The sequence below is a fragment of the Staphylococcus sp. HMSC071G07 genome (assembly GCF_001811435.1).
Taxonomy (GTDB): Bacteria; Bacillota; Bacilli; order Staphylococcales; family Staphylococcaceae; genus Staphylococcus; species Staphylococcus pettenkoferi.
Genome location: NZ_KV804783.1, coordinates 57,111 through 73,199 on the forward strand (window position 1 = coordinate 57,111; position 16,089 = coordinate 73,199).

At 41.5% G+C, this 16,089-nt stretch carries 13 protein-coding genes; all 13 read left to right on the forward strand.

The genetic code is table 11. From position 1 onward, the window contains the following. The first annotated feature begins 170 nt into the window (after nucleotides 1–170). Nucleotides 171–989: a formate/nitrite transporter family protein gene (locus HMPREF2802_RS09065; RefSeq protein ID WP_070503950.1), complete on the forward strand. Its 819-nt coding sequence runs from the start codon at nucleotides 171–173 to the stop codon at nucleotides 987–989. A gap of 687 nt (nucleotides 990–1,676) precedes the next feature. Continuing rightward, nucleotides 1,677–2,207, forward strand: a complete 531-nt coding sequence (locus HMPREF2802_RS09075) for a GNAT family N-acetyltransferase (RefSeq protein WP_070503834.1) — start codon at nucleotides 1,677–1,679, stop codon at nucleotides 2,205–2,207. A 163-nt stretch (nucleotides 2,208–2,370) separates the two neighbouring features. Further along, nucleotides 2,371–3,072 (forward strand): sirohydrochlorin chelatase, encoded by a 702-nt coding sequence (locus HMPREF2802_RS09080; protein WP_070503838.1) that lies wholly within the window; start codon nucleotides 2,371–2,373, stop codon nucleotides 3,070–3,072. Nucleotides 3,073–3,161: 89 nt separating this feature from the next. Continuing rightward, a complete protein-coding gene (gene nirB / locus HMPREF2802_RS09085) occupies nucleotides 3,162–5,564 on the forward strand; it encodes a nitrite reductase large subunit NirB (protein ID WP_070503841.1) in 2,403 nt (800 codons plus the stop codon). A 1-nt stretch (nucleotide 5,565) separates the two neighbouring features. Further along, nucleotides 5,566–5,880: a nitrite reductase small subunit NirD gene (nirD, locus tag HMPREF2802_RS09090; protein ID WP_070503844.1), complete on the forward strand. Its 315-nt coding sequence runs from the start codon at nucleotides 5,566–5,568 to the stop codon at nucleotides 5,878–5,880. Further along, nucleotides 5,871–6,764: a uroporphyrinogen-III C-methyltransferase gene (gene cobA, locus HMPREF2802_RS09095; RefSeq protein WP_070503846.1), complete on the forward strand. Its 894-nt coding sequence runs from the start codon at nucleotides 5,871–5,873 to the stop codon at nucleotides 6,762–6,764. The genes nirD and cobA overlap by 10 nt, the downstream gene beginning before the upstream one ends. Before the next feature lie 301 nt (nucleotides 6,765–7,065). Further along, nucleotides 7,066–10,749, forward strand: coding sequence for a nitrate reductase subunit alpha (locus tag HMPREF2802_RS09100; protein ID WP_070503848.1), 3,684 nt, complete (start codon nucleotides 7,066–7,068; stop codon nucleotides 10,747–10,749). Beyond that, complete coding sequence (gene narH, locus HMPREF2802_RS09105) at nucleotides 10,739–12,307, forward strand: nitrate reductase subunit beta (RefSeq protein ID WP_002471444.1); 1,569 nt, start codon at nucleotides 10,739–10,741, stop codon at nucleotides 12,305–12,307. The genes HMPREF2802_RS09100 and narH overlap by 11 nt, the downstream gene beginning before the upstream one ends. Further along, nucleotides 12,300–12,866 (forward strand): nitrate reductase molybdenum cofactor assembly chaperone, encoded by a 567-nt coding sequence (gene narJ / locus HMPREF2802_RS09110; RefSeq protein WP_070503850.1) that lies wholly within the window; start codon nucleotides 12,300–12,302, stop codon nucleotides 12,864–12,866. The genes narH and narJ overlap by 8 nt, the downstream gene beginning before the upstream one ends. A 1-nt stretch (nucleotide 12,867) precedes the next feature. Then, nucleotides 12,868–13,545 carry a respiratory nitrate reductase subunit gamma gene (gene narI / locus HMPREF2802_RS09115; RefSeq protein WP_070503853.1) on the forward strand — a complete coding sequence of 226 codons (678 nt, stop codon included), beginning with the start codon at nucleotides 12,868–12,870 and terminating at the stop codon, nucleotides 13,543–13,545. 14 nt (nucleotides 13,546–13,559) lie between these two features. Next, on the forward strand, nucleotides 13,560–14,012 hold the full coding sequence (gene nreA / locus HMPREF2802_RS09120) for a nitrate respiration regulation accessory nitrate sensor NreA (RefSeq protein ID WP_002471452.1): 453 nt from the start codon (nucleotides 13,560–13,562) through the stop codon (nucleotides 14,010–14,012). 8 nt (nucleotides 14,013–14,020) lie between these two features. Continuing rightward, nucleotides 14,021–15,055: a sensor histidine kinase gene (locus tag HMPREF2802_RS09125; RefSeq protein WP_049409822.1), complete on the forward strand. Its 1,035-nt coding sequence runs from the start codon at nucleotides 14,021–14,023 to the stop codon at nucleotides 15,053–15,055. Nucleotides 15,056–15,079: 24 nt separating this feature from the next. Then, nucleotides 15,080–15,733 (forward strand): nitrate respiration regulation response regulator NreC, encoded by a 654-nt coding sequence (gene nreC / locus HMPREF2802_RS09130; RefSeq protein WP_002471448.1) that lies wholly within the window; start codon nucleotides 15,080–15,082, stop codon nucleotides 15,731–15,733. The last annotated feature ends 356 nt before the right edge of the window (nucleotides 15,734–16,089 follow it).

The following is a 16,089-nucleotide window of genomic DNA, read 5'->3' on the forward strand; positions in this document are numbered from 1 at the left end:
AATAGGTCAGGGACAGTACTATCCTAATCTATCTCGAGCGTCGACTTATTTTTATATCTACAAGAAAGGGTCTAGCGCTCTGACATTTACATTTTACATAAAATAAACATTCCCATCGTGGCTTAAATTCTATACAATAGTGTTTATATATGAAGAATTTGAGGGGGAATATTATGAAAAACAACAAGACTGTGAATGACACCTACACATCAAGGGCGATAGCTGAAAGTGCCATGCATCAATCTCAAATGAAAGATGTGATGATCACAAAGACGCCAGGACGTTACGCAGTGAAAGCGATGATGTCTGGATTCTTACTCGCGATTGTGACGGTCTTTATGTTAGCCATCAAGACGCAATTTGCGGGGACACCAGTAGGGCTGATCAATATTCTTGGGGCAATTTCGTTCAGTTTAGCGCTCGTGCTCATCGTCTTAACGAACTCGGAATTACTGACGAGTAACTTTATGTATGTGACAGTGGGGTATTATTATCGAGCGATTACGATGCGCAAGATTATATACATCGTCTTCTACTGTTTCTTATTTAACATTGTCGGCGGACTCATCTTATTTGGATTGATGCGCTTCACTCATGTGATGACACCAGAGATGATTACTGCGTTGACTAAGACGGTTTCAACAAAGACAGTGGAGTCGACTTGGTATGCGATATTAGTCAAAGGGATCTTCTGTAACTTCTTTATTAATATTGGTATCTATGTATCAATGTTATTTAAAGACGGTTTATCTAAAGCGTTCTTTATTGCCTGTGGTGTAGTGGTCTTCGTGTTTATGGGTTACGAACACGTTGTCTTCAACGCAGGTTTATACGCAGGTATGTTGTTCTATAACTTTGATGGTGCTAACTGGTTACATGTATTGAAAAATATTGTCTTTGCGTTTATCGGTAACTACATAGGTGGCGGTATCTTCGTCGGCTTAGTTTATGCTTATGTGAACGGGCGACGCGATGCTTTTGAAAAATAGAAGCATATGATGACTCAATACGGCTGTGCAACTGCATGGTCGTATTTTTAGTTAGAAAATAATTAAATCTATTTTATTTTTCAATGTTTTGCCTCTCCCTTGTTTAGGGGACCACACTCAACTAATTTCTCTCGCTATTCTAGCTCGAGAAATGGATTTGCGTTGTGGTCTAGTTCCCTCAAACGTGTCGAGTCTACATTGAAAAATACTTATTATTCGCTTTAATTACTATTTTTCTCAACCATCTAGTATTGAAATAATTAAAAAGAGACCTATTACATTAGCTTAATGCACATTCATCATAAGTGTTTGATTTATAAATATCAATTACACAGTAGTTGTCTGACTTCATAAGGTTTAACACTCTCATGAAGTCTAGCTTTCTTTGCGGGGAACAGGAGGACGAAATATCCAATTTCTGTCCAAGCGAGAAATTTTACTAAGTTGAATATAGGCTTATCATAAGTGTTCGATTTATAAGTAACACTTGCGCAGTAGAGATCTGGATTCATAAGGGCTTACACTCTTATGAATCCTAGTTCTCTTTGCGGGGGCAGGATGACGAAATTTTCAATTTCTATCCTGCTCCCCCAATCAAATGCGTTGACTCACAGCATCTGAAATCATAAAGTAGCGTTAAGTTCTATCAACAGACTCACACAAATATGACGAGGAAGAGGTGGCACAATGTCGAACTTAAACATCAGAGTCGCGACGGAAGAAGACGTGAAAGAGCTCTACCACATCATGCACGAAGCTTTCACACCCCTGCGCGAACTTGGAATTGACTGGCCGTCTGTAAACGCAGACGAAGAAATGGTACGCAATAATATGAAGACGACAACGATGTTTGTCTTAGAAGACGAGGAACAAATCATCTCCACAATCTCAGTCCGCTATCTTTGGGAAGATCGCCCGAGCGTAGCAACGTATCCTTTCGTCTGGTGGTTCGCGACCAGACCAGAGTTTGAAGGTCGTGGCTTAGGTAGCAAACTGTTGAAGTACGTTGAAGAAACATTCCTACGTGACACGCTCAAGGTACCAGCAGTCGTACTGGGCACGTCAGGTCGTTTACATCCATGGTTGCTAGATATTTACAAACGTCGAGGTTATCAAGTCTTTAAAGAACATGAGAATGATGATGGTGACCTAGGGATACTCATGTATAAAGAACTCATTCCTGAGGCCTTTGACAGTCAATATTTAAAGAGACCTTAAATCACGTGAGGAATCCTCTCTGAGTACAAGATAACGGGGTGAAAGTGAGCTTTTCTCGTCTATCTTGTATAAGGGGATTCCCTATATTTTTACTTGTATGTGAAAAATATCACAAATTCAATTAATTCTATTCTATAATGAAAATGAAGGGAGTGGTCATGGTATGACGATGAACATCATTGTCGTTCATGGCATGCGAAAAGGAACTTTGAATCAAGAGTTACATCAGTTTATCAACACGATGCTTGAAGATGAAACCTATCAATATGAAGTTGTTTTTCTAGAAAGTGAAACACGCAATCCGTATCGTGTTATTGAGCAGTTGATTCAAAGTGGAGAACGCGATTTCAGAATAATTCCATTTATGATCTTTTCAGGTGCACATTTTTTAGATGATATGCCGGCGATTGTTCAACATTTTAAACAACAATATGACGACGTCTCATTTATGATTTGTGAACCGCTCGGACATCACCCGTTAATGGTTGATATCGTGAAAGACAAAGCGATGGACGCATTAGTGCATACGGATTACGATGCAGTGATACTTTATGTGCATGGTAGTACGAAATATCGTAAACCTGAAGAAGAATTACGTGCGTTCCGTGAGCAGTTGACACTCCCAGTACCAATTCATGTACTCACGTTGTACGGCTCCATCTCCTATAAAGATTATTTAGAAGAAGTTGTTGAAGGGCAGAAGCGTGTGCTCTTTCTACCGATTTTCTTCTATGATGGCTACCTCGTGAACATGACAAAGAAGAGAATTAAACAGATGAATTTAGATTGTCAAATTGATTACACGACGAGTATTAACTTTGACCAACGTTTAAAAGAGATAATCAACGATCGAATCGACGACTAAGTCTTATACGATTTGTAGCAACAGTACAAACCATGGGTCATCAACTCTCGTGACACACTCTAAGTTCGTCCATGTGTGGGGGTTCTACAATGAAAGAGAAGTTAGTAATCATTGGTAATGGTATGGCAGGTATTCGTACAGTAGAAGAAATATTGAGTAGAGATGATACACGATATGAAATTACGGTAATAGGTAAAGAACCTTATCCAAACTACAACCGTATCATGTTGTCCAACATTCTTCAGAAGAAGATGACAGTTGAAGATACAATCATGAATCCATACGAATGGTATGGCGATCATCAAATTCGCATTTTAACTAATGATCCAGTAGTGGAATTAAATCGTCAAGAGAAGGTCATAACGACAGAGCAAGGTATCAAAGTCGACTATGACACATGTATCTTTGCTACAGGTTCGAAAGCCTTTGTCTTACCTATCCCAGGCTCAGACTTACCGAACGTCATCGGCTGGCGGACGATTGAAGATACAGAGCGCATGATTGAGATTGCGCAACATAATAAGAAAGCGGTCGTCATCGGTGGAGGACTGCTCGGTTTAGAATGTGCGAGAGGACTCATGGACCAAGGTATGGAAGTGACAGTGGTTCATCTCGCTGAATGGTTGATGGAAATGCAGCTTGACCGTAAAGGCGGCGAGTTGCTTAAAGCAGATTTAGAAGCACAAGGGATGCACTTCGAACTTCAAGCAAGTACGCAGGAAATTCTAGGTGAAGATAACGTGGAAGGCATTCGCTTAGCTGATGGTAGAGAGATTGAAACAGATCTCGTCGTCATGGCTGTCGGTATTCGTCCGTACACTGAGATTGCTAAAGCAAGCGGTTTAGATGTCAATAGAGGTATCGTAGTTGATGACTTTATGCAAACAAGTGATCCAGCTATTTATGCAGTAGGTGAATGTGCTGAACATCGTGGCACAGTATACGGGTTAGTCGCACCACTTTATGAGCAAGGTAAAGTTCTAGCGGACGTGCTCACAGGTCGTCAAACATCAGGTTATCACGGCTCTACGACTTTTACCTCTTTAAAAGTCTCAGGGTGCGATCTCTACAGTGCAGGTGTGATTAAAAAATCACCAACGATTCATGGCGTGGAAGTCTTTGATAGTATCCATAACACGTATAAAAAAATCTTCCTAGAAGAGGATCAAGTGGTCGGTGCCGTGCTCTATGGAGATACTGACGATGGTAGCCGCTTATTCAGCATGATGCGTAAGCACGACTCTATCGAGGGCTATACACTCACATCGTTACTGCAAAAACCAGGTGAGACGGCTGAAACGAGCATCGCTGACATGCCAGACGATGAAATTATTTGTGGATGTAACGGTGTTGCTAAAGGAACAATCGTCGATGCGATTAAGCAGAAGGGACTCACTCAAGTGAGCGAAGTAACGAAAGCGACCAAAGCAGGTAACTCTTGTGGTAAATGTAAAGGGCAAATCGCTCAAATTCTCGAGTATACTTTAGGAGATAAATATCAAGGTTCCGCACCAACAGGTATTTGTGCATGTACGGATTTAACGCGTAACCAAATCGTGACGCAAATTCGTGCGAAAGGCTTGAAGACATCTAAAGAAGTGCGTCATGTGCTTAACTTTAAAGACAAGCATGGTTGTCCGAAATGTCGTCCAGCATTGAACTATTACTTAAATATGGTTTATCCGCATGAACATCAAGATGAACAGGAATCACGTTTCGCTAACGAACGTTATCACGCGAACATTCAGAACGATGGTACGTTCTCAGTTATTCCGCAAATGCGAGGTGGCGTGACTGATGCAGACCAGCTGATTCGTTTAGGTGAAGTGGCGAAACAATTCGACGTGCCACTCGTGAAGGTGACGGGTTCACAACGTATCGGCTTATACGGTTTGAAGAAAGAGGAATTGCCACGCGTGTGGGAAGCACTCGGTATGCGTTCAGCTTCTGCTTATGGTAAGAAGACCCGTTCAGTTAAAAGTTGTGTCGGTAAAGAGTTCTGTCGCTTCGGTACACAATATACAACACGTCTCGGTATTCGTTTAGAGAAGACTTTCGAATATATCGATACGCCGCATAAGTTTAAAATGGGTGTGTCAGGTTGTCCAAGAAGTTGTGTAGAATCTGGTGTGAAAGACTTTGGTGTCATCGGTGTCGAAAATGGTTTCCAAATTTATATCGGTGGTAACGGTGGTACTGAAGTAGCCAAAGGTCAACATCTCACAACAGTGGAAACCGAAGACGAAGTCATCCGTCTCTGTGGTGCAGTGATGCAATATTATCGTGAAACAGGAATTTATGCAGAACGTACGGCACCGTGGTTGAATCGTTTAGGTTTAGACCATGTGAAAGAAGTCGTATTAGACCCTGAGAAACAACAAGAGCTATTCGAACGTATTATGGAAGCGAAAGAAGCGGTAGCGCAAGAACCTTGGTCAGATATTGTGGCTGACGAACGTAAACAGAAGATATTTGAAGTGGAGCGTGTTTAAGATGAGTACAAAGACCCCAATTAAAGTAGCAGAACTATCTGAATTGACACCTTTAATCGGCAAGAAAGTCATCGTTGGAGATCTAGAGATAGGATTATTTTTAACTGAATCTGGAGAAATTCATGCGATTAACAATATTTGTCCTCACAAACAAGGACCACTGTCAGAAAGTACAGTCAGCGGGGAGTATGTCTATTGTCCCTTACATGATCAGAAGATTGATTTAAACACAGGCGAAGTCCAAGAACCTGATACAGGATGTGTGTCAGTTTACGAGGTGACTGTAGATAATGGAGATGTCTATATATGTCTGTAGCACCTAAAGTGTATCTCGTGGGTGCTGGACCGGGTGACCCAAACTTATTAACACGTCGAGCGGAACACTTGTTATATAAAGCTGACGTCGTACTTTATGATCGTCTGGTTAATCCATTTATCTTGCAGTTGACGCGTCCTGATGCGCAGCTAATCAATGTAGGTAAGATTCCTTATCATCCTACGACGAAGCAAGAAGAAATCAATCAACAACTGATTGCCAGTGCTGAGAAGCATGGATGTGTAGTGAGATTGAAAGGTGGCGATCCTGCGATCTTTGGACGGCTACAAGAAGAGGTTGAAGCACTTGAACAAGAGAACATCGATTACGAGGTAGTACCAGGAGTTACGAGTGCGAGTGCTGCAGTCGCTACCTTGAGTATCGGTCTGACGTCTCGTCGTTTGTCGAACAGCGTGACGTACTGTACTGGTCAAGCAATTATCGACACGCCCGAGCGCTTCGTTTCGATGATGCAGCAAGGCACTTTAGCGATTTATATGGGTATTAAAAGGATTGGACAAATCATGTCGACCATTCAACAAGAGACTGACATAGATTATCCAGTGAATGTTATTTTTCAAGCATCGTATGAACGTGAACAGGTGATTAAAGGTCATGTCTCAACGATTGCATCACAAGTAGAGGACAGTGACGTTGATGGCCCAGGTCTCATTCTCATAGGGCCTGTGTTAGATTTAGAGAAGATGTTTAACACGAAGGTCTCAACACCTGAACTACTTCAAGGCAATCGAACAGCTAACATCGCTCGTGCATTTGAAATTTATGAAGAAGGTCGCACTGCATTTTTAGACATTGATCCTCATTGCGATTATCATCCGTCGCAACTCGCGTTGATTCAGCATATCAAAGAAACGTTATTGTAATTTATATCTATAAATTGAGTGGCACTCTAGCAATTGGAAACAATCCAATTCGCTGGGGTGTCTTTTTCAATTTTAATACCGCTACAAAGTGCATTGCTACAAGGGGTAAGGGAGTTCTATGAGGCAAATAGGCAAATCCCTAATATGAGGGTCTTGTGAAAAAATGTACAATAAATTAACAAGTTATTAAAACATATCATTACTTTTTAATAGATAAGAGTGAAAGGCGTACGGAAAGTAAAAGATTATGCAGTGGCGATTCACTCAGAGAAACAGGGCATGTTTGAGAGGATGTTATGAAATGAAGAAATTTAAAACGAACTTTTTCAAACCAACAGAGAAGTTCAACGGCAACTGGTCCGTATTAGAACATAAGAGTAGAGAATGGGAGAAGATGTATCGTGAGCGTTGGAGTCACGATAAAGTTGTACGTACGACACACGGTGTAAACTGTACAGGCTCCTGTTCATGGAAAGTATTTGTTAAGAACGGCGTGATTACGTGGGAGAACCAACAGACTGACTACCCAAGCTGTGGTCCCGATATGCCTGAGTTTGAACCACGCGGCTGTCCACGTGGTGCGTCATTCTCATGGTACGAATATAGCCCATTACGTATTCGCTATCCATACATTCGTGGCAAATTGTGGGAATTGTGGGTTGAAGCGTTAAAAGAACACGATAATAACACGGTCGCTGCATGGGCGTCTATCGTTGAAGATGATGAGAAAGCACGTACTTACAAACAAGCGAGAGGTAAAGGTGGACTCATCCGTACAAATTGGAAAGACGTATCTAAACTCATCGCAGCACAAATTATTTATACGATTAAGAAATATGGTCCAGACCGTATCGCCGGATTCACTCCAATTCCAGCCATGTCGATGTTGAGCTATGCTTCCGGTGCGCGCTTTGTCAGCTTACTTGGTGGGGAAATGTTGAGTTTCTACGACTGGTATGCCGATTTACCACCAGCTTCACCACAAATTTGGGGTGAACAAACTGATGTGCCGGAATCTAGTGACTGGTACAATGCTTCTTACATTGTGATGTGGGGATCTAACGTACCGTTAACTCGTACACCAGATGCGCACTTTATGACAGAGGTGCGTTACAGAGGAACGAAAGTTGTATCAGTCGCTCCTGACTATGCGGAAAATGTTAAGTTCGCTGACAACTGGCTGGCACCACATCCTGGTACAGACGCTGCCGTTGCGCAAGCGATGACACACGTCATTTTACAAGAATTCTACGAAGATCAACCTTCAGAACACTTCATCAACTATGCAAAACAATACACAGATATGCCATTCGTCATCATGCTCGACGAAGATGAACAAGGACTCAAAGCAGGCCGTTTCTTACGTGTCAATGATCTCGGTCAAGAGACTGCAAATAGCGAATGGAAACCAGTGGTATTCGACGCTTTAACTCAACAACTCGTTGTTCCAAACGGTACGATGGGTCAACGTTGGGAAGAAGGTAAGAAATGGAATCTGAAGTTAGAGACTGAAGATGGTACTAAGATTGATCCAGCACTGTCTATTACTGATAGTGATTACGAGTTACAAACAATCAACTTCCCATACTTCGATAACGAAGGAAACGGAGTATTCCAACGCCCAATTCCAACGCATAAAGTCACATTAGCAGACGGTTCAACACGTTATGTGACTACGATTTACGACCTTATGGCAAGTCAATATGGTATTAAACGATTTGATCATGAACTCGAAGCGAAAGGCTATGACGATGCATCATCTCATTACACACCAGCATGGCAAGAGCAAATCACAGGTGTGAAAGCAGATGTTGTAGCACAAGTAGGTCGTGAATTTGCACAGAACGCAATCGATACGAAAGGGCGTTCTATGATTATCATGGGTGCCGGTATCAACCACTGGTTCAACTCAGATACGATTTATCGAGCAGTATTAAACCTTGTCTTACTGTGCGGATGCCAAGGTGTTAACGGCGGCGGTTGGGCGCACTACGTGGGTCAAGAGAAATGTCGTCCGATTGAAGGTTGGAATACTGTAGCCTTCGCGAAAGACTGGCAAGGTCCACCACGCTTACAGAACGGTACAAGCTGGTTCTACTTTGCGACAGATCAGTGGAAATATGAAGAGTCATTCGTTGATAAATTGAAATCACCACTAGCGAAAGATGTTAAACACAAACACCCAGCTGATTACAACGTCACTGCTGCGAAACTAGGATGGTTGCCATCTTATCCTCAATTTAATAAAAATAGTCTATTATTCGGAGAAGAAGCGCGTGACGAAGGTCAATTTAATAATGAAACAATTATTAGTAAAGCGGTTGAAGCCGTTAAAAATAAAGACATTCAGTTTGCGGTTGAAGATCCAGATGCGAAAGAGAACCATCCGAAGACACTCTTCCTTTGGCGTTCTAACTTAATCTCTAGTTCAGCTAAAGGTCAAGAATACTTTATGAAACACTTGTTAGGTACACGCTCAGGATTGCTTGCAGAACCGAATGAAAGAGAGAAACCAGAAGAAATCAAATGGCGTGAAGACACAGAAGGTAAGCTCGACTTGCTCGTATCACTTGATTTCCGTATGACAGCAACACCACTTTATTCCGATATCATCTTACCTGCAGCGACTTGGTACGAAAAACATGACTTGTCTTCTACAGACATGCATCCATTCGTTCACCCATTCAACCCAGCGATTGATCCATTATGGGAATCTCGCTCAGACTGGGATATCTTCAGAACGTTAAGTAAAGCGGTCTCTGAAACAGCAGAGCAACATCTTACAGGTGTTTATAAAGACGTTGTAACATCACCGCTTGCTCACGATTCGAAACAAGAGATTTCTAACGTGAATGGTGAAGTGAAAGATTGGAGTAAAGGTGAGATTGAAGCGGTACCAGGTCAAACGATGCCAAGCTTCACAGTAGTCGATCGTGATTACACTCAAATTTACAATAAGTTCGTTACAGTAGGGCCGCTTTTAGAGAAAAACAAAGTAGGTGCACATGGCGTTAGCTTCCCTGTTAAAGAACAATACGAAGAACTCAAGAGTCTGATCGGTACTTGGTCTGATGCTAGTAATGACACTGTGAAATACGGACGACCACGTATGGATACAGCGAGACGTGCCGCAGATGTGGTATTGAACATTTCATCAGCAACAAACGGTAAGTTATCACAGAAATCATACGAAGATCTTGAAGAACAAACAGGCATGCAGCTCAAAGATATTTCAAGTGAACGTGCCGCAGAGAAAATCACGTTCTTAAACATTACATCTCAACCACGTGAGGTTATCCCTACAGCTGTGTTCCCTGGCTCTAATAAAAATGGTCAACGTTACTCACCATTTACGACGAACGTGGAAAGACTTGTACCATTCAGAACATTAACAGGTCGTCAAAGTTACTACATTGACCATGAAGTGTTCCAACAATTTGGTGAAAGCTTGCCAGTGTATAAACCAACGTTGCCACCAATGGTCTTCGGTACGAAAGACAAACATGTGGAGGCAGACAAAGACACACTCGTCTTACGTTATCTCACACCACACGGTAAATGGAATATCCACTCAACTTATCAAGACAACCAACACATGTTGACGTTGTTTAGAGGTGGACCAACAGTGTGGCTTGCACGAGAAGATGCCGAAGCACATGATATTCAAGATAACGAATGGTTAGAGATTTATAACCGAAACGGTGTCGTTACTGCGCGTGCAGTCGTATCTCACCGTATGCCAAGAGGGACAATGTTTATGTATCACGCACAAGATAAACATATTCAAACACCAGGCTCACAAATTACAGATACACGCGGCGGTTCACACAACGCGCCAACACGTATACATTTGAAACCGACCCAACTCGTCGGGGGTTACGCACAAATTAGTTATCACTTTAACTATTATGGCCCTATAGGAAACCAAAGAGACGTCTATGTTGCCGTGCGTAAGTTGAAGGAGGTTGATTGGCTTGAAGATTAAAGCTCAAGTCGCAATGGTATTAAATTTAGATAAATGTATTGGGTGTCACACATGTAGTGTCACTTGTAAGAGTACGTGGACCAATCGACCAGGTGCTGAATATATGTGGTTTAACAACGTCGAAACGAAACCCGGCGTAGGTTATCCGAAACGATGGGAAGACCAATCCGTTTACAAAGGCGGTTGGTATTTAAACAAGAAAGGTAAGCTTGAACTACGCTCAGGTAATAAATGGGCAAAGATCGCATTAGGTAAGATCTTCTACAACCCTGATATGCCGATCATTCAAGACTACTACGAACCATGGACATATAACTATGGTCACCTCACTACAGCTAAAGAAGGTCAACACCTCCCAGTAGCGACTGCGCATTCAGTGATCACAGGTAACAAACTTGATCTCGTATGGGGACCTAACTGGGAAGACGACTTAGCTGGTGGCCACATCACAGGTCCAGAAGACCCTAACATTCAACGTATTGAAGAAGATATCAAATTCAAATTCGACCAAACGTTCATGATGTATTTACCTCGTCTTTGTGAACACTGTTTAAACCCAAGCTGTGTGGCTTCTTGTCCATCAGGTGCGATGTATAAAAGGGACGAAGACGGTATCGTGCTCGTCGACCAAGACGCGTGTCGTGGATGGCGTTACTGTATGACAGGTTGTCCGTACAAAAAGGTTTATTTTAACTGGAAAACGAATAAGGCGGAAAAATGTACGTTCTGTTTCCCTCGTATTGAGAACGGTATTCCAACCGTATGTTCTGAAACATGTACAGGTCGTATGCGTTATTTAGGCGTGCTTCTATACGATGCTGACCGTGTGGAAGAAATGGCATCAGTTAAGGATGAGAAAGAACTTTATGAGAAACAACTTGAATTGTTCCTTAACCCATATGACGAAGATGTGATTGAGCAAGCACAAGCAGATGGTGTGAACATGGAGTGGATTGAAGCGGCTCAGAATTCACCAATCTATAAATTAGCGATTGAGTATAAGATTGCGTTCCCACTTCATCCAGAATATCGTACGATGCCAATGGTTTGGTACTGCCCACCATTAAGTCCGATCATGAGTTACTTCGAAGGACAACGTGCGCAAGAGGCGAAACGTAACCCAGATATGATCTTCCCAGCGATTGAAGAGATGCGTTTACCAATTCAATATTTAGCGAGCCTCTTTACAGCTGGCGATACTGAACCCGTGAAGAAAGCATTGCAGAAGATGGCGATGATGCGTAGTCATATGCGTGCGAAAGCGACAAATAAACCTGTAGATTTAGATCGTCTTGATCGCGTAGGTTTAAGCGAAATTCAAGTTGAACAAATGTATCGTCTGTTAGCAATCGCGAAATATGAAGATCGTTTCGTCATCCCAACTTCACATAAAGAAGCTTACATGGATACGTATAGAGCGCAAGGTAGTCAAGGCTACGGTGGCGAGTACTTCGGCTCAAACTGTGAAGGCTGTGGTGTACCAGTAGCTACTGATCCTACGAAGACTGGACAAGAAATCTATAACGAGAACTTCTATGGAGGGATCTTCCGTGATTAACATCCCTAACTTTGTACGCTATCAAGAGACGATAGGTTATTTAGCTAAGCAATTAGAATTTCCTGAGAAACTGACATTGCATCCGAAGACGTTTAAAGATGTAGTCGACATAGATAACTTAGCTTATCCAGACTTAGTAAAGTTTCGTGAAGAGGTACATCAGCTCACATTACTTGAATTTAAACAACTTTATTCAGATACCTTTGATTTTAATAAAAAAGCGCCATTGTACATGACGTATAACAAATTTGATACGCAAAAGGAACGCGGTCAAATGTTGGCGAAGTTAAAGGTTCTATATGAAATGTTTGGGTTGCAGATGGAAGCGAACGAACTCTCTGACTACTTACCACTCATGTTAGAGTTTCTCTATCTTGCAAACTGGAACGAAGATGAACGTGCATTAGGCAATATTGAATTTGTCATCATGGTCATTGAAGATGGTTCCTACGCAATGTTGCAGCAACTCAGATCTGAAGACAATCCATATCAATATGTAGTACAAGCTTTGAGAGAGGTCTTGAAATCTTGTCTACAACCAACGACAGAGGTGGTTTAAGATGCTCAATCAACTTATTTGGGTCATCCTCCCTTATCTATGCATGGCAATCTTCGTGATTGGCCATGCTGCTAGATTTAAATATGACCAATATTCATGGACAGCGAAATCGAGTGAATTTATCGAGAAGAAACAACTCAAATGGGGAAGTTTACTCTTCCACTTAGGTGTCATCCCAGTGGCTGGTGGTCACTTTGTCGGACTTGTTATCCCGGCATCGTGGCTATCAGGCATCGGTGTAAATAATCATATCTATCACATTGGTGCTGTCTACATCGGTAGTATTTTTGGTATAATGACATTAATTGGAATGCTCATGTTGACATTTCGTCGTGTCACACGTACAAACGTGCGCAAGTTAAGCACTGCATCAGATATTATCGTTAACTTTATGCTCTTATGTATTGTGATATTAGGGTGTTATGCTACACTCGTAACCAATGCGACAACACCAGATTTTGATTATCGTCAAACGATCGCGATTTGGTTTAGAGGACTCTTTACTTTAACACCTGATGCAAGCTTGATGACGACAGTCCCATTAGCTTTTAAAATGCATATTATTCTAGCCTTTCTCATCTTTGCTCTCTGGCCATTTACACGACTTGTACACGTGTGGAGTGTACCGATTACGTATGTGAGCCGAAGCTATATTATTTATCGTAAACATAAAGTCTGAACGGAGGAGCGCGTTTGAAATCTACATTAAATCGTCAACCATTTAATTATCAAGCAGCGTTAGAACATATCAGAACTGAATATCAATTTGATTTCGCGAGTATAGCGATGTATGAAAGTGATCAATATCATTCGCCCATCAAGTGGCAATATGTAGATGGCAATCTCAATGATCGCTATAAACTTATCGTCTTGCGTAAAGGGAACGGTCTTGCTGGCAATGTGATGAAGACGGGTAAACGTCAAGTTATCGAAGACGTGGATCAAGCTTTGTCCATGAATGAGAGATTGAAGTATCCCATTATCTTAAGTGAAGCTTTAACGGCGACACTCGCCATTCCACTTTGGTCTGGGCACAACGTGAAAGGTGTCCTACTCTTGGGCCAACGCGACCACAAGCCCATTCCTGTTCATGCGGATCAGATAGATATTAGCGGGAAACTTGGGGAATTTACTGAAGGAATATAGGTGATATGATGTTGGGGGAAGAGCAATTGACTAAGCAGAATTTGTTACAGGACTATTATCAACACACGAGTGAGAAGATTATATTTATAGATAAATATGGCAAAGTAATTGATATGAATCCAGCAGCAAAAGAGGTTATTTCACCTGATAACAACTATAGTCAAATCACACAAACGCTTTGCAATCATTGTAGTACCTATACGGAAGATTATGATTTGCATACTTGTGAACAATGTTTTCTGAAAGAAGAGGACATTGAAGATGCGACATTCCAAGTCTATCTCAGAACCACAGAAGATCAATTTGAACCCTTTACAGCAAGTTATGAAATGATTGACGAGGAGAATGAGATTAGCGCGTTCACGTTACAGAACGTCTCACAAGAAATCGTACGCAAAGAGAAAGTCTATCAACGTACGATGATGAAGAAGACGATTGCAGCTCAAGAGAATGAGCGTAAGCGTATTTCTCGTGAACTCCATGATAGTGTGGTTCAAGAGATGCTTAATGTCGATGTTGAATTGCGTTTGTTGAAATATCAGCAATCGATGGAAGAATTAACGTCGAGTGCTGAGCGGATTGAAGGATTGATGTCACAGCTCATCGATGATATCCGTCATCTTTCAGTTGAACTTCGTCCTTCTTCACTCGATGATTTAGGCTTAGATGCAGCATTTAAGACGTATTTTAAACAGGCAGAAGCCAATTACGGTGTCTATATTGACTACGAGACGAATCTGAATGCGAAACGTTATAACAATACTATCGAGACTGTCGTGTATCGCGTTGTGCAAGAAGCGGTGTTTAACGCGATTAAATATGCAGATGTTTCCAAGATTAATGTGACGTTACATGAAGTAGGTCAGAAGCTGATTGCTGAAGTGGTTGACCATGGTAAAGGATTTGATAAAAGCCATCAACCTCAAGGCACAGGACTTGGGCTTTACGGGATGAATGAACGAGCAGAGTTAATCGATGCAGAAGTAATGATTGACACACAACTTGGTAGAGGTACCATCGTGACACTTGAAGTTCCAATCTAATGCAATATAAAGGGAGTAGTTAATGTGAAGATAATAATAGCGGATGATCATGCTGTCGTACGCACAGGCTTCTCTATGATCCTCAATTATCAAGATGATATGGAAGTCGTAGCTACTGCTGCAGACGGGGTGGAAGCGTATCAGAAAGTGATGACACATAAACCAGATGTCTTGATTATGGACTTAAGCATGCCACCTGGTGAATCAGGACTTATCGCAACGAGTAAGATTAGTGAAAGCTTTCCTGACACTAAGATCTTGATATTAACGATGTATGACGACGAAGAGTATTTATTTCACGTGTTACGCAATGGCGCAAAGGGTTATATTTTGAAAAATGCGCCAGATGATCAGCTCATCTTAGCTGTGCGCACCGTTTATAACGGTGAGACATATATTGATATGAAGATGACGACGTCGTTGGTCAACGAATTTGTCAATAACTCTAAGAATGACGATGCACCGACAAACGATCCGTTTAAGATTCTTTCTAAAAGAGAACTAGAAGTGCTACCGTTAGTTGCGAAAGGTTACGGCAATAAGGAGATTGCCGAGAAACTGTTCGTATCTGTAAAAACGGTAGAAGTGCATAAGACACATATTATGCAGAAACTCAATTTAAAAACGAAACCAGAATTGGTAGAGTATGCCATTAAGAAGAAACTTGTGAGCTTTTAGGCAGCTCATTGTTAATTCCTCTCAAATGACTGAAGTTGATGTTATTTGAGGGGGATTTTTAGTGTGGAGGAAATGTGCAATAGTAATGAAAGTACGATTGTATCCATAGTGACGATTGAAGCATTCTTGATCGAAGTGATTCAGCATTTCAAAGTTCGCATCTTTGTTCTCAACAGGAAAATATTACTTTATTCAACACGAGTTGCACCTGGCATTTAACCACAGTGAGTAGTATAGGGACTTTCCTTAATGTATTAAGGGAGAGTCCCTATGTTCATTTTTTCACAAAGTTACTAAACTAGAAGTGAAATCGGTACTTTGGTTAAGAAATATAGAAATGACCTCCTATTCACGTA

Excerpts from the sequence above, each read along its gene's own strand:
- nirB (WP_070503841.1), top strand. The coding sequence starts at position 3,162 with ATGAAAGAGAAGTTAGTAATCATTGGTAATGGTATGGCAGGTATTCGT.
- nirD (WP_070503844.1), top strand. The coding sequence starts at position 5,566 with ATGAGTACAAAGACCCCAATTAAAGTAGCAGAACTATCTGAATTGACA.
- narI (WP_070503853.1), top strand. The coding sequence starts at position 12,868 with ATGCTCAATCAACTTATTTGGGTCATCCTCCCTTATCTATGCATGGCA.
- HMPREF2802_RS09100 (WP_070503848.1), top strand. The coding sequence starts at position 7,066 with ATGAAGAAATTTAAAACGAACTTTTTCAAACCAACAGAGAAGTTCAAC.
- cobA (WP_070503846.1), top strand. The coding sequence starts at position 5,871 with ATGTCTGTAGCACCTAAAGTGTATCTCGTGGGTGCTGGACCGGGTGAC.
- HMPREF2802_RS09075 (WP_070503834.1), top strand. The coding sequence starts at position 1,677 with ATGTCGAACTTAAACATCAGAGTCGCGACGGAAGAAGACGTGAAAGAG.
- HMPREF2802_RS09125 (WP_049409822.1), top strand. The coding sequence starts at position 14,021 with ATGTTGGGGGAAGAGCAATTGACTAAGCAGAATTTGTTACAGGACTAT.
- HMPREF2802_RS09080 (WP_070503838.1), top strand. The coding sequence starts at position 2,371 with ATGACGATGAACATCATTGTCGTTCATGGCATGCGAAAAGGAACTTTG.